The organism is Bacillus cereus group sp. BfR-BA-01492 (assembly GCF_022662815.1).
In the GTDB taxonomy this organism is placed as follows: domain Bacteria; phylum Bacillota; class Bacilli; order Bacillales; family Bacillaceae_G; genus Bacillus_A; species Bacillus_A cereus_BD.
The window spans coordinates 87,292-109,162 of the sequence record NZ_JAKUEH010000012.1 but is presented as its reverse complement, the minus strand read 5'-3'; the positions used below and the strand labels follow the sequence as shown (position 1 = coordinate 109,162).

The window sequence follows — 21,871 nt, the reverse complement described above, 5'->3', positions numbered from 1 at the left end:
AGGAGATTATTTGTTAGCTTATTTTCCTTATTTATATGAGAATGAGCTTATCTATAGTGTGTTTGCGCGTTACTATAATCATACAGGGAATCCAAGTAAGAAGTTGAATATAAGAAGAAAAGAGTTGATTCCAGGAAAGAGCTGGACAATTAGCCCGCATTTACCGACCTCTTTAAACAGCCTAGCGAAGCAGCTACATATATTTTTATATCCCTCTGTAGATGATTGGATAAAAAGAAATACGATGTATTACTACTATACTAATTTTTTTAGCAAAGTAATAAAGAAAAAGGTATGGGATATTATGTTAAACGGGGGGAACGTAAATATAAAAAGTTTGATGGGATCAAGGGTATATCCTACACTAGAAAACCAATACTTTAGATACTGTCCAAGTTGTATAGTTAATGATTATGAAAGATATGGGGAAACATACTGGAGGTTAAATCATCAAATACCCGGTGTCTTCATTTGCGAGAAGCATGAAACTTATTTGTTAAATAGTTCTGTGGTATGCAAGTATACAAATTCACAATATTTAGAAGCGGCTAGTATAGAAAATTGCCCAATAACAAAAGAGTGTGTGAATTTTTCTGATAAAACTAAAAATCATCTTAAACAGATAGCTCAAGAAAGTTTTTTCCTTGCTAATGAAGAATATGAGTTCGAAGATTTATATCAAATATATCGTTCTTTGTTAATGCAAAAAGGATATATAGATAATAATGGTTTAATTAATAGATACATTTTATATAGGGACTTTCTTGAATTTTATGGTGAAGAGTTATTAGTTCTTATGAATTCGACAATAGAAGATAGCGATAGATGTTGGCTCATTAAGATGATTAGAACTTATTATAATTCTTTTCACCCTATTCGACATTTATTATTAGTTATTTTTTTGGGGAAATCTGTAAAGCAGTTACCTAAGCATAATAAGAAATTAATAACTCCTTTTGGAGAAGGACCATATATTTGTTTAAATAAAGCAGCCGAACATTATGGTGAATCAGTAATAAGAAGTATGAAAATAAAAAAATTTAAAGGTCAAATAAAAGGTATCTTTGAATGTGAATGTGGCTTTAGCTATTCTAAATTAGTGCCGGATCATATAGGAGATGAAAAAGATTATTGGAAAATCGAACGATATGGAAATGTTTGGATAAATAAGGTGTATGAATATAAGTATGTAAAGAAATTGTCAGTACCTGAGATATCAAGACGTTTGGATGTAAGTGTAGGTAAAATATACTATTGTTTAAAACTTGATGTACATTATGAGGAAAAGCAAGAAGAATTAAAGCAGCTAAATAGAAAAAAATATTTAAAGTTAAAGGAAAAACACCCAGATTTCTTAATTTCTCATTTTAAAAAAGTTAATCAAAATTTAATTAATTGGTTATATAAGCATGATAGGGATTGGCTAATGAAGAATAAGCCAAATATTAAACGCAAGCACAACAATGTTTATAGGGAAGTGAATTGGCTGGAGAAGGATCAAGAATATTTGAATAGGGTTAAAAAAATTGCAGATGATCTTTATGGTCTTGAGCCCCCCGTAAGAGTCACAAAAAATCGTGTTGCAAAAGAGTTGGGTCTTAAGGGTTTTTCAGGTTATGAAGAAAAGACGCCAATAACTTTAGGCTATTTAAATGATCGGGCTGAAGATATTGAAGCTTTTCGGTTAAGAAGAATTAAATTTGTAATAAAGAAATTGCTTGAGGGAGGAGAGGTTTTAAGTAAAACTAAAATTAAGGAGCGTGCAAATGTACCAAAGCTATATTTTGTTAATAAAGATTTACAGGAAGAATTGAATGGGTTAAAAGAGAAATATAGCTTATAGGGTATTATAGGTATCTTGATAGTGAGCAATTGTAAAAGAAGGTTATAATTCATAAAATGTAAATATTATGTATGTTGATAGCCACTTCATTATAATAACAATTTTATGTTCATCGTTAAAAGTATAACATTTATTACTTCAAAAAAGATTTGTAGTAGTAATAAGTATAGGTATTGATTGTAAATTTAGGAAGGTTCAATAAAGGAATTAATTGTTTTTTTTGGTATAATGAGTAGCGAGGCTTATAAAAAATATTAAAACATTGCAATGCTCATGAATTCTTAAATTGTAATGTACAGGGAGTGGAAATTGCCATGAATGTTAGTGGGATTTTAGAAAGAGTGTTTAATAAGATACCGAAAGAGCATGTTGCTAACATAATAGCTTTTAAGCGTCCAGGTTGGGAGCCAGAAAAAAAGAATTACAAGAAAAATGAAATTAAGGAAGAATTTCTAGCTTTAACAGAACTAATTGAGGCTGATGAAGTAGAAGATTTTGTTGAAATGGCAGTAATGACTAAATCAATTGGATTACCAGCCTATACGTATAAAGTTAATCACTTGAATTTTTTAACGGAGGCTGAATCCGCTGTTTCAATTGAAAATGTAAATAACATGCCTTTCCAAGATAAATATCTAATATCAATTGAAGACATTGAACAAGGGGATTCAATGCTAAAGTTGACTGTTAGATTGAAAGAATATTCGGATTATTGGAGGAGGGGGGAACGTTGTTTAGATACCCTTTCTGCGGTTTATAGAATAAAAATTAGTTTGGATAAGAATGCAAGAGTGCTAACAATTTTCTCTGGAAATAACGAGGTACAAAGTGTAATTAAAGATTATTTTGGATTAGTGCTAAAATGGCCTATCCAAAGTTATAGAATTAGAGAAAATATAAATCAAATAAATCAAATTGGGAGTGCAAGCTTTAAAACAGCAGTTCTATTAGATTTCATTTTTACTCGTTTACATGAGCAAGGAATTTTTTCGCGTTTCAAAGAGATAAAATTTAATACGAAAAATAAAAAACATACAACAGACGGTATACGTAATATCACCATAAATGGTCGCAATTTATTATCTTCTCAATTAGCGTGTGAGTATATCACATTAGGTAGTGATATTTTATCATTTAAAGTTGATATGACGTATAATGATGTGGATTTTACAACTTTATTTTCTTTAAAAGGAAAGGAAGAAGATATATTAAAAATCGTTGTAATCGATAGCGATGATGATATATTTAAACAACAAGTTATAGACATTATTCAATCTGAGTATATAGAATTATGTGGTGCTGGTCTCAAAAACGTTCAAGAAACTTCAAATTTATTGAAACAAATTTATGAAAAATTTATAAATGGGGATAAACTAGTTAATGAAGTAATTCAAAACAGTTCCTTACAAATCATTAAATCCATCTCCAGAAATCTAGAGAAATGGGATTTAGATGATGAAAATAATTTAGAGATGCTTTATAGTTTTTATGAAGAGAGTAAAGTTATTTTAGATTCGGTAGGATATGATGATACTAATGAAGATATTTTAAAAATTAAAGAATATATTGGTTATGATGAAGAAGAGAAGGAACAAGAACTTTCTGAAGATGAAGAAACAGCAATAGTAAAATAATAAAAATTGGGGAGTGATAGAATGTTTTTAATGGAAAAGGATTGTATATTGTATAGGGTAACTAACGATTTTCAAATAGATAAATTACATTCTATCACTCCAAAAAGAATTACTTATGATAAATATGATATTTCTTATATCAATAATCAAATTATAAGAATTTCGTATAAATGGTTGGATCCTATTAAGGTTCAAGAGAAAATAATATCAAGGGAACCTAAAAGTGTCGTTCTGATATATTTCGTGCAACGAAAAATTATTTGTTGTTTTGGAAGTTCAGAAAGTTATATAGGATTTGTCATAAGTAAGTTAGAAAAAAAATTAGCAACGCATCTAGAAAAGATAAATTTGTTTGATATATGTAAAAAGAAATACATTAATGAAGATAATTGGGAATCTGATTTAGTAAGCATATATTTATTACAAAAGAAACCAAATTCTTTTGACGATTATGAAAGCACGCGAGTGAAGAAAGTAAAAATCAATGATATAGGTTCTGCAGAATTAAGAAAGCATCTTATAAATGGGGAAGTAACTAGTTTTACTTATTATTTTAATGAACGGAAAACATATTTTTATTTGGATAGCGAATCTGTAGTATCATTTCCTGATGTAGTAAAAGAAGAGGTCGTTTATCATGTTATTGAAAGCCTTAGTGATATTGTTTAAAGAGTGGAAGTTATGGATTTTTTTCTTAATACCATTTGCATTGTTATTTTTCTTAGATTTAGGTAATGCTTATAATATTAAAGTTTATAATGATTATAAAGACCTTACCAATTTATTGAGTTGGTTATTTACTGGGATAATGTCACTAGTATCTTTCTCAGCTTTATTTATTGCATTCACATTTGAAAATAAATTAGTGACAGCTTCTAAAAGTTTAAAAAGAATTTTAAAGCCATATTCCTTAAATCGGGAAGATTTAAGAAATACATTGATTAACTACGAGAATAATTTGTCAGAAGATAAATTTTTAAGTGTATTGTATTATGTGTATTTAATTATTACCTTTTTTTCTATATTGGTTTGGGGAACGACACTTAAATTTTATAGAGGATTTGATTATGCGGAGGGATTTAGTTTATCTATAGGTACCTTTTTAAAAGTTGGTAGTGTAGCTTTTTTTGCTATAGTATGTTTAGCGTTGATGTTGATATCTATTGCACTAAAGCTAATTAGGATGAATAAAGATCCTTTAGGAAACGGATATTTACCTCAGATAGATGAGGTTTGTAATGTAGCTTATTTAATTGATAATAAAGCTGATATTATGGAGTTTTTTTCTTTGAATTTTCCAACCTTAGAATTTTATAAAAATCCTGCTTCTAAAACTTTTGAGCATGAGGTTACATTTAATTTACCGATTAAAGTTTCTAACTTTCAGTTTGTAATAAAGTTATATCAAAGCGAAGATAGAAAAGGAATTCTAACTTGTTTTGGAGATTTAGTGAATCAAATAAATAAAGCAGAAGTAGGGGAGACCTACACATGTATAGTCACTAATAAACTAAAAGAAGAAATATACAACACGCTGAATGAAAAAGATTGCTATGGAATATTAAAAATATATAATGAAGAAAAAAATGTAGTGGCTAAATATATACTCAAGAAACGAATAGAATCTGAATTTAATTTTTATTTTGAAATGGATAAGAAATTACTAACTAATTTAAGTGGTAATAAAGATAGAGATTATGCATTGATTGAAAGTATGCAGCATCATGAGGGAAAAGTAGTGGATTATCAATTAGAGATATGATTTCTTATGAAAACAAATTTAATGTTCAAATGATATAAATTATGCGAATAGAAGCCTCAAAAAGGCTTCTATTTTTTATCCACCTTTTCATGATGTACAACTATGTTGTCACCAAATTTGTTTTTTGATATCGAATTAATATATATTGTGAATAACTATGTTGTCATTATATTGAAATTGAGACATAGAAAATAAAGCGTAGAACGCCTCTTAATGTACAACTATGTTGTAACAACACAGAAATTGTATCGTGACAATAAAGTTATTACATTTACAATAAAGTCGTTTAAAAACAAATAAAGTTGTTTAAAATTTGAACGTTTAACATCCGTTCGCTTATAATTAAAATAAGCGAACGGATGTTTTTTTAATTTTGGAGGGAAATGATGGTCAATACTAAACAGAGGGTAGTAAAGCGACGTAAGGCTTTAAATGAAGTTCAAAATCTAGTAGATAATGCATCTAATTTATTAATTATTCACTACTCATGTGAGAGTTTTTATGACATAAAAGATGGACGAACACCTAGAATTACATCTATTGCAGTTCGTTTTTTTAATACTGGACAAACTGAAACATTTTCTATTCATAAAATTGCTGAAAAGAAAGGGTTTTTAACAGAGATAGAAAGTCATTATGACCAGTTAGAAAAAATTATGCTAGGTGAATTTTATAAATTTGTAAAGGCACATCAGAGTTTTAATTGGGTTCATTGGAATATGCGTGACATTAACTATGGATTCCAAGCAATAGAGCATAGATTTAGTGTGTTGGGAGGAAAGCCAACTGTTATTCCTGATTCACAGAAGTTTGATTTAGCTAGAAAATTAGTAGATATTTATGCTGATTATGCGGATCATCCAAGACTTGAAAAATTAATTGAATTAAATAAAATCACTAAAAAAGATTTTATGGGTGGAGCAGAAGAAGCGAAAGCTTTTGATGAGCAGAAATATGTTGAGCTACATCGTTCAACTCTTAGAAAAGTAGACATTTTTCACTCAATACTTGAGAGAGTTATTGATAAAAGTCTTAAAACAAAAAGTAAGTGGCGACATATTTATGGCTTAACTCCTCAAGGTGTATTTGAAACTATTAAAGATCATTGGTTATTTGCTTTAATTTCTATAATTATTGGCGCTGCATTATCAACTTGGTTCGGTAAACTCTTTTAGATACCTTAGCATAGAGGAGGAAAAAGAATGTCTAAACGCCAAACAGGTTGGACAGAAGCAAAGATAGCTCGTTATGTAAAAGGGGGGCGCGGACAGGGTGAATTATCAACGTATAAGCCATGGTTAACCATTCAAGATGTTCCATCAAGTGGTCGTGTTCATCGTGTAATGGGATGGAAAACGGAGCGAGAGCATCATTTTTTATCTGATATGGAATTTAATTATTTTTGTTTATGTGATTGGGCGGAAAATGTAGTCGATATTCGAGAACAGTTTCCATTGGATAGAGAAATTACATTGAAAATTGCTGATAAATTAAATATTAAGCATCCTGTAGATAAGCAAACACCTATTGTTATGACGACTGATTTCTTTTTAACTGTTCGAGATGACAAAGGTATTGCGTATAAAGCACGGACAATAAAATGTAGTAACGACCTAAATAACATTAGAATTATTGAAAAATTCGAAATAGAAAGAACGTATTGGGAAGAGCAAGGCATTGAATGGGGAATTGTAACTGAGCTAGAATACCCTAATGTTCTTCTCAGTAATTTAAAGTTTTTGCATCAAAGATATGAAGTTGATAATGATGAACTAGTTTTGTTTTTGTCTGAGTGGGAGAACTTTGAGGGCAATTTATTGTCTAATTTAAAATTATTCGATGTTAAATATAATTTTGAAGATGGAACTGGAATTTCATTATTTAAGCATGCGCTAGCAAAGCGATTACTTAAAATTGATATGACTAAACCAATTGTTGGATTCCAAGAAGATGTGAAAAATATAGTGATTTTAAAACAAAATGCTGCTGCGAGGTGGGCATAATGCATTTTTATGTAAATGAAATTCTCCAAGAGCAAAGTACAGAGAGTAAATATCGGATTTTGTGGATTGATCCTGATAGTGTGATTTTATATGTAATAGAGTTAGAGAACCCAAAGGCATTTCCAGAGAAAAAGCTCATTTTAGAATTAAAGGAAGCTATTATTATTGGTGATTGGATAAAAGTAAAAGGTGATGTATTTATACAGCATGTTTCAAAGGACTATGAAATGAAACACTATGAAGCAAGAGATATGGCTTGGGAAAAAATAAAAACTGTTGTTGAAAATGAGCCAAATATTTATGAAAAACCATTTCGTACAAAGTTAATACGTGAAGCGTGTGTGAAGCATAATATCTCGTACCCAGCTATTCGTAAATATTTATATAAATATTGGTCTAGAGGTAAAACAATAGATGCTCTTTTACCGGATTATAAAAATTCTGGTGCCAGAGGGAAAGAGCGTTCATCTAATGAAAAAAAGCGAGGTCGCCCTTCTAAATATGGAGTTGAAGGCATTAATGTGGATGAAGAAACAAAGAAGATATTTAGGGTAGCATTAGAAAAGTATTATTTGGCATCTAAACAAAACAAAATGACGGATGCGTATAAATATATGATTAAGGGGTTTTATGCTAAAGATATTTACTATGAAAATGGTGTGGAGAGAATTATTTTAGAAGATGAAAATATGATTCCTTCAATACGTCAATTTCGTTATTGGTATCAAAAAGAATATAACGCTCCTGAAGTATTGAAAGCTAGAAAAGGTGAAAAGCGATTTAACAAGGATCATAGAGCGGTGTTAAGTACATCACTGTCAGAAGTATTTGGCCCAGGTTCACGCTACCAGATTGATGCAACAATTGCAGATGTTTATTTAGTTTCGGGAGTAAATCGTAATTGGATTATAGGGCGTCCTGTAGTGTATTTAGTAATGGATGTTTTTAGTAGAATGGCCGTAGGCGTGTATGTTGGTTTAGAAGGTCCTTCGTGGGTAGGAGCAATGATGGCTTTAACAAATGTAGTAGCTGATAAAAAAGCTTATTGTGCAGAGTATGACATTGAAATAAATGAAGGTGATTGGCCTTGTCGTTATCTACCAGAAATTTTGTTAGCGGATAAAGGTGAGTTTGAAGGGTACAATGTTGAACGGCTGGTAAAAGCATTTAATTTACATGTTGAAAATACAGCGTCCTACCGAGCAGATTGGAAGGGGATTGTTGAAAAGCAATTTGATTTAATTCAGAAAAAGGTTAAGCCAATGTTGCCGGGCTACATTGATGTAGATTTTCAAGAACGAGGCGCAAAAGATTATCGTCTGGATGCTAAATTGACATTGAGAGAGTTTACGCAAATTTTGATTAAACAAATTCTACAGTACAATACAAAGCATTATTTAAAATCTTATGTGAGAGATAAAGATTTAGTTGCAGATGATGTCCAGTCGATTCCTCTGGAATTATGGAATTGGGGTATTCAAAATCGCACGGGGAAACTAAGAGTATTTCCAGAAGAACTTGTGAAATTGCAACTGCTACCTAGAGGGATTGCTATAGTAAATCATAAAGGTATTCAGTTTAAAGGTATTTCATATAGCTGTGATAAAGCTTTAAAAGAGGCTTGGTTTGAGAATGCTCGTATGGAAGGTTCGTGGAAAATTGAGTTAGCATACGATCCACGCAATATGAGTCATGTTTATGTTGTTGATGGTTCTTTAGGATATTTTGAAGAATGTTATATGTTAGATGTGTCAAAACGTTATGAAGGATTAAGTCTCGATGAAATCATATATTGGCGAAAACAAGAAAAGTGTTTAGAGAAAGAGCAAAATCATAAGCAACTACAAAAAGATATTGATTATATAGCTGATGTGGAAGCCATTGTAAAGAAGGCAGAAAAAGCAAAACAATCTCAACAAGATACCTCATTGAGCAAAGCTGAACAAGTTGGAGCAATACGTATTAATCGCAAGGAAGAAAAAGAGCGTCAAAGAAAAGATGAATCGAAACGATTGTTCGAAAAGGAAATCAAACAAACAGAAGTAATTCAATTTCCGCAAACTTTTGTTGAAACGGACTTTAAACGACCAAATGTACGAGAATTCTTAAAGCGTAGGAAGGAAGATAAAGATGAATGACCAAGTAAACTTCCGTAATATTGCGCAAGCAGTCTATATCGAACAAGATGTAATTGATTTTCGTGGCAATCCGTTAATTGAAGCTTTACCACTAATACTTTCACCAGAAGAATCGTATGAAAAATTAAGCTACTATCCAATTTTTGACGAAAGTGAAGCACATTTACCTACACATGTACGATATCATGCTATCCCCAGGATAAACCAATTTTTTCAACCGGTGATGCAACATCTAGACTTAGAGCAACGTTTTTCAAGGCCAATTCGCCACGGTTATGTAAGTAGAAATCCTAAACTCCCCGAATATAATCGTGCTTTAAATGGTAATCAAGATATTCGTTCTACAGCTTCTAGTATGACGTTGATGGGATTTTCCGGTATTGGTAAAACAACAGCTATTGAAAGGATTTTATCCCTTTATCCTCAAGTTATATTGCATCAACATCCATTAAATCTTATGCAAGTTGTCTGGTTAAAGTTGAATTGTCCGCACGACGGTTCTTTGAAGTCCTTATGCTTGGATTTCTTTTTAAAAATGGATCAGTTACTTGGTACAAACTATCATGAGAAATTCGGAAGTAGGCGTAATTCTATAAGCTCAATGGTAACTCGAATGGGGCAGATTGCAAGGTTACATTGTATAGGGGTTATTGTAATTGATGAAATTCAACATCTATTAGCAACTAGAGATAATAACTCTGAAAAGATGATGAATTTCTTTGTTACACTCGTTAATGAAGTAGGAGTACCTGTTATGATGATTGGTACAATGCGAGCTAAAGCAGTATTGCAACAAGATTTTCGACAAGCCCGTCGAGGGAGTGGCCAAGGGGATATGGTTTGGCAACAGATGAAAAAAGACGATGATTGGGAGCTATTAATCGAAAGCTTATGGGGATATCAATGGCTACAACATAAAACAGAATTGACACCTGAATTAAATGAAACACTTTATAACGAAAGCCAAGGGATTATTGATATTGCAGTTAAGTTATTCGCACTAGCTCAAGGACGTGCAATTGAAACAGGTATTGAAAAAATTACTCCAGCAGCGATTAAGCAAGTAGCTAAAGATGACCTGAAACTTGTTCAACCAATGTTAAAGGCACTTAGGAATGGACGTACTTCTGAACTTGAAAAGTATGCAGACATCATGCCGATGGATATTGAAGAATATCTCGTAATGCGTGAATCGAAAATCGATTTACGTGCAACAATTCAGAAGAAAAAAGAGATTCAAGCAAAAAAACGAGAATCTAAAAATATTACTACAACAGAAATCATTATGAGTTCATTAATTGCGTTAGGGATTGATGTTGAAGTCGCTCAAAAAGTAGCAGTTAAAGCTATCAAAGATAAACAGGGCAGTTCTTTGTCGCAATTAATGACGTATGCAATTCAGCTTACGGAAGAAAACAAAAAGCTCAAGAAAACATCAAAGCCTAAAGTGAAAACTGAACTTCTTACTATTTTTGAAAGTGCGAAAAAGAATAAACAATCTAATTATGAAGCATTAAAGGGAGCTGGTTATATTAAATCACCGTTGGATGAGTTTATAATCTAGGAGGGGTTAGCGTGATTGCTTATTTCCCAAAGCTTTATCCTAATGAACTTTTATATAGCTGGTTTGCTCGTTATCATGACCATTCTGGAAATCAAAGTCCTAAACATACAATGAAAGATTTATTTGGGACTACAAATATGGTAGCTGTATTAGATTTACCCTCAAATTTAGTGAAAGTGCACAAAGAAATAGAGCACTTTAATCTACCTAGTTTCAATACGTTGATTGAAAATCATACGCTTTATAAATACTATACTTTTTTTCAACCTGATAATATCCAAAATAAAGCTTTAGAATATATACAAAATGGCGGTAAACCAGGAGCTGTTCATATGTTTCTTGGACTCGTTGCTTCCACAATTAAAGGTTGGCAGTATATTAGATTTTGTCCGAAATGTTTTGAGGAAGATCAAATAAAGTATGGGGAGACTTATTGGCATACACTTCATCAATTACCAAAGGTATACTATTGTTATAGACATCATGATCCACTTCTAGATTCAAATATCAAGTCACGTAATCCACCAAAACACCAGTTTATTTCAGCGGAAAAGTTAGATTCAGATAAACCACAGGTAAGAGCGGTTTATTCTGATAAAACGGCAGAACACTTAATTAATCTTTCAAAAGAGAGTATAAAGCTTATGAAGCTGGATTTTGTTATGGATACTAATGATCTTCAGCAAGTTTATAAATATCTTTTACAGATTAATGGTTATGCAAATCACATTGGAAGAATAAATCAGCAGTATTTATGTAAGCAATTTAAATTGTATTATGGAGAACAATTTTTATCATTAGTAAATTGTAACTTTGATATTGATGCAGATACATCATGGATTCGAAGTATAGCCAGAAAACATCGTAAAACTTTTCATCCGGTACAGCATTTAGTAATGCTTAATTTTTTAGGCGTATCTATTGAACAATTACCAAAGTTAGTAGGCAAGCAATATCATCCGTTTGGGGAATCTCCATATTACTGTTTAAATCCAGCAGCTGAGCATTTTAAAGAACGAGTTGTAACTAATTTGAAAATAACAAATTGTACGGATACAAGAAAACCTGTAGGAACATTTAGTTGTGAATGTGGCTTTATTTATTCGAGGAAGGGACCAGATGAAAATGAAGTGGATCAATTTAAAATTGGACGAATTAAACAATTTGGTCATGTATGGGAGAGACGGTTAAAAGAGTTATATACAGAAGGGAAGAGTCTGTATAGAATTGCAAAAGAATTACAATGTGATATTTCTACTGTCAAAAAATATGTGCAAGTAGAACCACTAGAGATAATAAAACCAGCTAGTTCTTCAAAGAACCTAGTTGAGTTAAAAGAGATTGAATGGTTAACTTTGTTAAAAAATAATCCTAATCTTACTGTTACGGAATTGAGAAAATTAACGCCAGCCTTATATGCATGGCATTACCGTAATAATAAGGAATGGCTCAAAGAGCATTCTCCCAAAGGTATAAAAAAGGAATTACTAAATCAACGAGTTGATTGGGGAAAGAGGGATTCAGAGATATTAGTAATGGTAAAAAAAGCAGTTCAAAAATTATATGCAATAGAAAAGCCTGTCTTTGTCAATAAAAGTCGAGTAGGCAAAGAAATAGGACAGCTTTCACTACTAGAGAAATTATTAGATAAAATGCCGGAAACAAAGAGATTTTTAGAGATACATTTAGAAACGCGAGAAGAATATCAAATAAGGCGCATTAAATGGGCTTGTAAGGTTATTTACAAAAGTAGTGATGAACAGGTAATGGAATGGAAAGTACGTCGATTAGCAGGTTTAAGAAGTAATGCAGGTGACAAAGTTGAAGTTGCACTTAAATATGAGGTAGCGCGCTATCGACAAGGGGGAGATTTCTTTGAAGCTAAGGCCATGGATATTCGGAAATAAATTAGTTACTTTAACGTGGCTAGGTGATGTTAATTTGAAAAATAACCAATGGTTTATTCGAGCAGCGTTTGAATATAACAGTCAAATTGAAATGCTAGAGTTTCCTATTGCAGCAATACCATTATTAAAAATTGGGGCTAAGTATCAAGATGGTATTTGCTTAGATACTCAACGAAAAGGAATTATTTATGATGTGAAGATTCCAAATTTAGATCAATATAGAGTAGTTTCAGCTTTAGATGCTTGTAAGAAGTTCAGTTATTATTTACATGCAAATAAAGAATTGATGCATCAGTTGACCTTTGAGTTTTCGGTAGAAGGTAAAACATATTATCTTCCTCAAACTGAATTTGTTCGTGCTGTATTTGTAACTAATAAAATTATGGCAAATGCTATGATAAGACCAAATGGTTTAGAACTACTTGTGAATAGGGCAGAATTAAATGGCAATACAGCCTCTATAGATTTAGTTGATGAAATCCCTAACGGTATAGCAAGGGATAAGGATTTTATTAGATATTTTACATGGCTTTATTTTAATATGGATTTAAAAGCATCTTTTGAGTCAATATATACAAACCTTTATGAAAAATTACGTGACCAGCAAGAACTGAAGTTAGAAGTGAACTTACCTGCAAATTCAGATGTCTTTATACGTTTCAGAGGTATTGAAAAAGCTAATGGCTATTTAATTTTAGAATGGTTAGGATCAGACATGGCTGAACCACCTTTTACAGATATACAAGTAAAGCACAAAGCATTTAAAAAGCAAGTAGCAGCTTCAGGGAAGAGAAAGTACCGTAAATCTATTCAAGATACTGGGGAAAAAGTATTAAATGAAAATGCTAATAATAGATCTAAACAAGATGCTAATCAACCCGTAACTGATGTATCTAGCACACAATTACAATTCAAGCGTGCTCCTAAAGTACATAAGATTTATGGCTCTGAACAACAAGTAAATCAGGGGGATATGTATATTTCTAATGATGGAAAAGGTGGAGGAATTAAGTCTGAACAAGTAGTAGGATTAGATGAATCAATTTATGGAGGACATATTCAACCTATTGAGTTTAAGTCGTTAGAAGTTACGAGTGATATTAGAGGACAAGGTTTGGAGAAGTTTATAAAGATGATTCAATTGCTGGCTAAGAACACTGCTAGGTATGAAGTTTCAATGAATTTTTTGTACTTACCCTTAGGAAGAAAATTTTCATTTATAGGAGAAGGCTGTAGGAGAATAGTATGCATTGCTAGAGTGCTTAATAAGAGTAGTAATCGAATTACATATATTTTAGAGGTAGCTACTCCAGATAATAAATCATTATCTACTCTATTAGTGTATAAATACCAAGACGATGAAAAAGAGATTAAAGTTTTACTTAAAAAGCTTGTATTTCAAGGCGGTAGCTGGAGTAAGGACATTCTTTTAAATATTGAGTGTGACAAAGTAAAGCACACAAATATAACACCAATTGATTGGAAGAATAAAATAATAGCTAAGTTAAAATGATATGGGGATGACAAAATGTATATTTCAAATTTAGATGTAACCAATTTTAGAAATTTTAAAAATGCAACTTTCAAATTTAAGGAAGGCATTAATACATTAATAGGTGAAAATAGTTCTGGGAAATCTAATGCGTTATATGCGATTAGATTATTACTTGATGATACCTTGCCTTTAAATGCTTCAAAACTTTTAGAAACAGATTTTAATCGATCTCTGAATGATTGGAAGGGGCATTGGATTATTCTGAAAATCACATTTAGTAAATTAGATTCAAGTGAAGCGGCTAGTTTTGTATCACATCATACGGCAGATATTTCGGCAGAGGATTCAATAGGGACATATGGATTATATTTTCGACCTAATAAAAATATGAGAAGACGATTATTTGAATTTACTCAATCTCAAGGCAGCCCTGAAGAATTAAAAAGCTTATTAAAAGATATAACTATAAATGATTACGAAACAGTATTTACTTGTAGACTTAATGGGGATTTTAATGATGAAGAAACTTACAAAACGTTAGTAGGAGATTTTGAAAAGGGGATTTTTCCTAATCCTGATGAGGAAGACTTGAGTTTGTTAGGGAATATTTCTCCACATATTACTTTAATAAAAAAAGAGGTTTCTTGTACATTTGTCAAAGCCCTAAGAAATGTAATAACTGAGTTGAAACAAAGAAAAAGCAGTCCGTTATTAAATCTTCTTCGAGGGACTGCAAAAGAAATTGAAATAGAGGAAGCTGAAGAAATACAAAATAAAGTAAAGATATTGAATGAAGATATAAGTGAACTTAACGAAATTGAAGAACTAACTAAGAAAATAAGAGTATCTTTAAACAGTACCTTAGGATATACATATTCTCCACAAGTAAGTATAAAATCGGAGTTACCTGAAGAGATAGAAACATTACTCCACTCATTAACACTGTGGGTTGGAGATGATGCGAGTAGCAACCAAGGTAAATTGGATGATTTAAGTTTAGGTGGAGCTAATTTAATATACATAACTTTAAAATTGTTAGAGTATGAATTCTATCAAACACAGGAAGAGAAAGCAGCTCATTTTTTATTAATTGAAGAACCAGAAGCTCATATCCATACTCATATTCAAAAAACCTTGTTTGATAAATATCAATTCGAGAATACACAAGTTATTATCACGTCACACTCAACACATATTTCTTCTGCTAGTAAAATTGATTCAGTAAATGTATTGATTAAAGATCTATCGTATACAAAGGTTTGCCACCCTAGTGAGGGATTAGATGAAAGTACTTGTAAACGAATAGAACGATATTTAGATGCTACAAGGTCTACTCTCTTATTTGCAAAAGGTGTAATTTTAGTGGAAGGTGATGCAGAACTGATTTTAGTCCCAGAACTGTTTAAAGCAGTATTTGGGCTAACTTTAGATGAAATTGGTGTAAGTGTTATTAACGTTAGTAGTACCGTATTTGAGCATATTGCTAATCTATTTGACGATCAGCGAATCCATAGAAAATGTGCGATAATTACAGATTTAGATGAAGCTATAGAAATGTTACCGTCTGACGAAAATGATGATACTAAGGAACAAAAAGATATGAGGGCTTCTCAAAAATCAGGTGCGGAAAGAAAACAGATTTTAGATGATACTTATAATAATAATCCATGGGTTGATATATATTATGCATCACATACATTTGAAATTGACTTTGCAATAAGTGGAAATGAATACGAAGTAAAAAGTACCTTACCTTTTATTTACAAGCAGGATACATATATTAAAGACTCAAAAAAGTTACTAGATTCAGATGATCCAAGTGTGGTGGGAAAAGAGGCCTTACGTTTAGCAAAAAAAGAGGGAAAAGGATGGTTTGCTTTACTGTTAACCGAAACTCTTTCTGTTAGAACAAAAATCCCTAGTTATATTTTAGAAGCATTTGCTTTTACTTCTGAACATATAACAGAAAATCATTTAAAGGCTATGGCTAAGTATAGAATAGAACAAGAAATTAATTTAGGGAATAAAAGCTTATCGGTAGATGGCGGTTCCTTATTGGAAAATAAAACATTGAATGAACTAATTGAAATAATATTATCGGATGATGATGAGGATGATTTAATTCATTTAATACAACTACTGGGAGTTGAAATAGAAGCATGCCAAACAGTTTGAATCCGTTGCAACAAGCAGCTTTAGAATACGAAGGAAATGCATTGGTATTAGCATGCCCTGGTAGCGGTAAAACAAGAGTATTAACCCTAAAAATCGCTCGAGAAATAGAAAAGTTAAGTAAAAGAACAGATAGAATAGCCGCATTAACATTTACAAATAGAGCAGCAGATGAAATTGATAAAAGAATATCTGATATGGGGATAGACAGTACAAAGCTATGGACAGGCACAATTCATTCTTTTTGTTTACAATGGATTATTAAACCATATGGTATATATCTACCTGAGTTAGAAAAAGGGTTTAGTATCTTAGATGAATTTAAAGCTGAAATATTTAAAAGAGAATTAAAAGAGAAGTACGGTATACCTATGTATCAAACTTTCCTTACTAGAAGAGATCGTGAGGGAAACTACTTTAATGATAGTGGGCGCTTAAATAATATTGCTAAAGAATATCATGAAACAATCTTGGAAAATAAAATGATAGATTTTGATCTTATTTTATACTTCTCATATGTTTTACTAGAGATATATCCGAAAATTAGTGTGAATATATCTAAGATATTTAAGTATTTTTTTATAGATGAGTTTCAAGATACTCAAGATCTACAATATGCAATTGTAGGAGAAATATTTAGGGCGGCTGAAGGAGCATGTAAGATTTTTCTCGTTGGTGATCCTGACCAAGCAATATTTAAATCGCTGGGTGGTATTGTTAAAACAGTATCTGAAATAAGTGAAGAAATAGGCGGCTATGCTATTAAAGAGTTGAAGTTAAGTGGTAATTATAGATCAACACAACGAATGATAGATTTTTATAGAAATTTTCAAAGTATAGATTTGGAAATAGAATCTATGGCGGAATATTGTGATGAAAAAGGTATTATTACTTTTGACAAGTGTACACATAAGAATAATTTAGTTGAAAAGATCGCAGGAATTATACAAGAAAAAATTAAAAGTGGGATTCCTCCCCATGAGATTTGCGTGCTGGCACCACAATGGACATTCCTTACATCGATAGCAAGGAGATTGAAATCTCATTTACCAGATATTCCACTTGATGCACCAGGGTTGACGGTTCTTCCGCGAGATAGAGATAATTTTTGGTACAAGCTGACTAGAATAATTCTATCTCCTAGAGATCCTAATAGGTTTTTAATTAGAATGAAATGGGCAAAGGAGATATTAGAAGAATTAATTGCATTGGATGTTATTTCTATTAATGTGGATTCAGATAGATGTAGAAAATTTTTAAAGGTAGTAAATTCTCTGGATATAAAAAATCAAGATGCAATAGGATTTTTAGGAGAAGCGTTTAAACAAGTTTTTGTAAGGTTAGAAATTGATTATTCTTCAAATAAATTATTAATTGAACAATGGGATAGTTTTTTTACAGGAATTAAACGCCGTTATGAGAAAAGTGATTTTAAAGATATTCCTAAAGATATTACATATATGAAAAAGATGTTTAATTCTAGAGATGGAATTGTTGTGAATACATGCCAAGGGATTAAAGGAGAAGAGTTCCATACTGTAATTGCTTTTGGATTATTAAGAGGGTACTTACCGCATTGGAGTGCGATATATAGTCAAGTTGAAGAAGAAGAAGCAAATAAATTATTGTATGTTATTGCTTCTAGAGCTAAGAAAAATTTATTCTTATTTGCTGAGACAGGGAGGACTACTAATAAGGGGTGTCCTTATGAAATGAATAATCAATTAAAAACATTAGATTTTAATTTTATATAATTAATAAGAATTTTAGAGTTCAAAAGTATTAAGGGATATAACTTAAATATAGATAATGAATTATCAGATGAGGATCAACCTTAGAAATTTGAGGAAGGAAGCAAGAAAAGAATTTTATAATTATGTAAATAAAAGTTAGATAGATAATCTTTGAATAACAAAAAGGATGAAAAGATAGTGTGAGATTATAAATTCACACTATCTTTTATTATTTTATGTGGAATATATTAGTAAGCATGTATAATAAGTGTAGTACGAAAATTTTAATATATTAATGTGAAATTTATAGATAAAGTGGTGATAGGATGAGTAACTTTTCGTTTTTTTATGCTGAGTGGGAAGTATTAGCTAAGCTAGGTGAGAGTGCTGAGCGTAATGTTTATATTGATCCGAATACAACGATTAGTAAATTACGATTACTCAGTGAAACTATTGCGAAAGCTGTACTCGCTTCAGATAATATTAAAGAATTTTATGATACTAATCAAATAGATCGATTGAATATAATGCAACGTGAAGGACTGGCAGAACCGGAAATTTTGGATATTTTCCACCTGCTTCGTAAAAAAGGGAATAAAGCTTCTCACGATGGTAGTTATGGGACAGCGGACGAAGCGAAGCAACTTTTAGCACTTGCTTATCAACTGTCTATTTGGTTTATGGAAGTGTACGTAGATTGGGAATTTAGTGCACCGAAGTTTGTCGAGCCTACTAAAGAAGCCGATTCTTCTGTATTACAAGAAAAAATTAAACAATTACAAGCAGAAATTGATGAGAAAGAACAAGCTTTAGAAAAGCAACTTGAAGTGATTTCTGAACGTGAAGTGGAAAAAGAAGTTCGTGTTCAACGTAAAGAAAAATCGCGTAACCACTTACGTAAACATCAACTGTCAGAAGCACAAACACGTACGTTAATCGATGATAAATTACGTGCTGCTGGTTGGGAAGTTGATACAGATACAATCAACTTTAAAAAACATAAAACAATGCCTGAAAAAAATAGAAATAAGGCGATTGCTGAATGGAAAATCGGTAGCCAATATGCAGACTATGCATTCTTTATTGGTGAACAATTAGTAGGTTTAGTTGAAGCGAAAGCAAAACATCGTGACATTCCTGCAGCCCTTGAAAGTCAGGCTAAAAATTATGCACGTAATGTCGTACAAATAGAAGGCATTCAACTATTACCTCCAAGTGGTGAATATAAAGTACCGTTTATTTATGCTTCAAATGGTCGCCAGTTTCTCCGCCAATTAGAAGATCAATCTGGTATTTGGTTCTGGGACACACGCCATCAAACAAAGCGTGCTCATGCACTTGAAGGTTGGCATTCACCAGAAGATTTAAAACTTTTATTAGATGTGAATGATGAAGAAGCAGATAAGCGATTGAAAGAGGAAGATATTACGAAGTTCGGTTTGCGTGATTACCAACAAAAAGCAGTTTTATCTGCTGAAAAAGCATTAATGGAAGGTGCGCGTAAAATGCTTGTGGCAATGGCGACAGGTACAGGTAAAACTCGTACAGCGATTGCATTAATGTATCGTTTGATTAAAGCGAAAAAATGTCGACGCATTCTTTTTTTAGTAGACCGTAATTCGTTAGGGCAACAAACAGAAGATGCTCTCAAAGATTCTAAAATGGAAAATGGATTGCCATTCTCTTCAATTTATGACGTAAAAACGCTTGAAGATATGACACCTGATGTTGAAACAAAAGTTCAAATTGCAACAGTCCAAGGAATGGTTCGACGTTTATTCTATAGTGATGGTGAAAAACTACCTTCTGTTGGACAATATGACTTTATTATTGTCGATGAAGCACACCGAGGTTATACAAGTGATAAAGAAATGACAGACGAAGAGCTATTGTTCCGAAATCAAAATGATTATGTTAGCCAATATCGTCGTGTTATTGATTATTTTGATGCAGCAGTTCTCGGTCTAACAGCAACGCCAGCACTTCATACAACTGAAATTTTTGGTAATCCAATTTATAAGTATTCTTATACAGAAGCTGTTTTAGATGGTTATTTAGTCGATCACGAACCACCTTATTTATTTGAAACAGAACTGAAGGAAAACGGTATTAGATTTAATCAAGGTGAAGAAGTAGAAGTGTATGACCCTGAAGAAGGCGAAATCATTTTAGAACAATTAGAAGATGAATTGAAATTTGAAGTTGAACATTTCAATAAAAAAGTCATTACAGAAGGATTTAATCGTGCTGTTTTAACAAAATTAACAGACTACATTGATCCTGAAAGTGATGAAAAAACATTAATTTTTGCGGCGACAGATCAACACGCAGACTTAGTTGTACGCTTATTAAAAGAAGCATTTGCGGAGCGTGGTGATGAAGTATCGGACGATGCGATTGTGAAAATCACAGGATCTATTTACCGCCCAAATGAAATGATTAAGCGTTTCAAAAATGAAAAGCTACCGAATATTGTTGTAACAGTAGACCTTTTAACGACAGGAATTGATGTACCGGCAATTACAAATATCGTCTTTTTACGTCGTATTAAATCACGTATTTTATATGACCAAATGTTAGGTCGTGCAACTCGATTATGTCCTGACATCAACAAAGAGGTATTCCGTATTTTTGATGCAGTTGGTATTTATCATCAACTTCAAAAATATACAGATATGAAACCTGTTGTGAAAAAACAAAATGTATCAATTGGTGATTTACAAGAAGCATATATACAATCAGAAACAAAAGATGAAGCACAGTATTTCTTAGACCAGCTTGTTGCAAAAGTTCAACGTAAAAAGCAAAAGCTAGATGAAGCTGGGAAGAAAGAATTTGAGAAATTATCGAAAGGTGTCTCAGTCGATGAATTTGCACGTGATATTCAAGACTATACTCAAAAACAAGTAGAAACACATAGCGTGCTATTTGAGTATATAGAGAAGTATAGAACAGAGAAAGAGTTTCAAGTGATTTCAAAGCATGAAGATCAAGTAACAGCTGTTAATCGTGGTTATGGGGAAGGGAATACACGACCAGTCGATTATTTAGATGGTTTTATTCAATATATTCGAGATAATATGAATGAAATACCTGCCCTTCAAATCATTTGTCAGCGACCAAAAGATTTAACGAGAGATGACCTCCGTGAAATTATTGTGCTATTAAGCACTGAAGGCTATAAAGAGAATGATCTACGAAATGCGTGGAAACAAGCGAAGAATGAATCGATTGCAGCTGATATTATTAGTTTTATCCGCCAAGCTGCACTTGGTGAAGCGTTAGTGGATCAAGAGACTCGTGTGAAAAATGCGATGAAAAAAGTGTATGCGATGCATGATTGGACACCAAGACAGAAAAAATGGCTCCAACGTATCGAAACGCAGCTATTGAAGTTTCCTGTATTAGCACCAACACCAGAAGAAGCATTTTCTGAAGAACCATTTAAAAGCCAAGGTGGTTACACAAGACTAAAAAATGAACTTGGAGAAGACGAAGTGAATAAGCTTGTTTATTTAATCAATGAAGGTTTATATGCTGGGTAATTGAAGGGAGCTCTGACAGTGGGCTCCTTTTGATTTGTGATAAAAAAAGATATAATAAGAAGCAGTATTTTATAC

13 protein-coding genes are annotated in these 21,871 nt (G+C 32.0%); all 13 read left to right on the top strand.

What is annotated here, in order from left to right; all coding sequences use genetic code 11:
• Positions 1 to 10: 10 nt before the first annotated feature.
• The 13 genes from MR063_RS15520 (at position 11) to hsdR (ending at position 21,796) form a co-directional block, all read left to right on the top strand.
• Positions 11 to 1,843, top strand: a complete 1,833-nt coding sequence (locus tag MR063_RS15520) for a TnsD family Tn7-like transposition protein (RefSeq protein ID WP_242199174.1) — start codon at positions 11 to 13, stop codon at positions 1,841 to 1,843.
• Positions 1,844 to 2,157: 314 nt separating this feature from the next.
• The gene (locus MR063_RS15515; RefSeq protein WP_061663585.1) at positions 2,158 to 3,477 is read left to right on the top strand and encodes a hypothetical protein; all 1,320 of its coding nucleotides are present in this window, start codon (positions 2,158 to 2,160) and stop codon (positions 3,475 to 3,477) included.
• Between the two features lie 21 nt (positions 3,478 to 3,498).
• A complete protein-coding gene (locus MR063_RS15510; RefSeq protein ID WP_061663586.1) occupies positions 3,499 to 4,146 on the top strand; it encodes a hypothetical protein in 648 nt (215 codons plus the stop codon).
• Complete coding sequence (locus MR063_RS15505; RefSeq protein WP_242199172.1) at positions 4,115 to 5,239, top strand: hypothetical protein; 1,125 nt, start codon at positions 4,115 to 4,117, stop codon at positions 5,237 to 5,239. The genes MR063_RS15510 and MR063_RS15505 overlap by 32 nt, the downstream gene beginning before the upstream one ends.
• A gap of 386 nt (positions 5,240 to 5,625) precedes the next feature.
• A complete protein-coding gene (locus MR063_RS15500) occupies positions 5,626 to 6,414 on the top strand; it encodes a hypothetical protein (protein ID WP_242199171.1) in 789 nt (262 codons plus the stop codon).
• A gap of 27 nt (positions 6,415 to 6,441) precedes the next feature.
• Positions 6,442 to 7,242, top strand: coding sequence for a TnsA endonuclease N-terminal domain-containing protein (locus MR063_RS15495; RefSeq protein ID WP_242199169.1), 801 nt, complete (start codon positions 6,442 to 6,444; stop codon positions 7,240 to 7,242).
• The gene (locus tag MR063_RS15490) at positions 7,242 to 9,380 is read left to right on the top strand and encodes a Mu transposase C-terminal domain-containing protein (protein ID WP_242199167.1); all 2,139 of its coding nucleotides are present in this window, start codon (positions 7,242 to 7,244) and stop codon (positions 9,378 to 9,380) included. The genes MR063_RS15495 and MR063_RS15490 overlap by 1 nt, the downstream gene beginning before the upstream one ends.
• On the top strand, positions 9,373 to 10,944 hold the full coding sequence (locus tag MR063_RS15485; RefSeq protein WP_242199165.1) for an ATP-binding protein: 1,572 nt from the start codon (positions 9,373 to 9,375) through the stop codon (positions 10,942 to 10,944). The genes MR063_RS15490 and MR063_RS15485 overlap by 8 nt, the downstream gene beginning before the upstream one ends.
• 11 nt (positions 10,945 to 10,955) lie before the next feature.
• Positions 10,956 to 12,851, top strand: a complete 1,896-nt coding sequence (locus MR063_RS15480; RefSeq protein WP_242199163.1) for a TnsD family transposase — start codon at positions 10,956 to 10,958, stop codon at positions 12,849 to 12,851.
• Complete coding sequence (locus MR063_RS15475) at positions 12,820 to 14,364, top strand: Tn7-like element transposition protein TnsE (protein ID WP_242199161.1); 1,545 nt, start codon at positions 12,820 to 12,822, stop codon at positions 14,362 to 14,364. Before MR063_RS15480 ends, MR063_RS15475 begins: the two co-directional genes overlap by 32 nt.
• A 15-nt stretch (positions 14,365 to 14,379) precedes the next feature.
• Positions 14,380 to 16,521 carry an ATP-dependent nuclease gene (locus MR063_RS15470; protein WP_242199158.1) on the top strand — a complete coding sequence of 714 codons (2,142 nt, stop codon included), beginning with the start codon at positions 14,380 to 14,382 and terminating at the stop codon, positions 16,519 to 16,521.
• Entirely contained in the window at positions 16,506 to 18,272 is a 1,767-nt protein-coding gene (locus MR063_RS15465; RefSeq protein ID WP_242199155.1) for a UvrD-helicase domain-containing protein, read from the top strand. Before MR063_RS15470 ends, MR063_RS15465 begins: the two co-directional genes overlap by 16 nt.
• A 305-nt stretch (positions 18,273 to 18,577) precedes the next feature.
• Positions 18,578 to 21,796 carry a type I restriction-modification system endonuclease gene (gene hsdR, locus MR063_RS15460; RefSeq protein ID WP_242199153.1) on the top strand — a complete coding sequence of 1,073 codons (3,219 nt, stop codon included), beginning with the start codon at positions 18,578 to 18,580 and terminating at the stop codon, positions 21,794 to 21,796.
• Positions 21,797 to 21,871 lie beyond the last annotated feature (75 nt).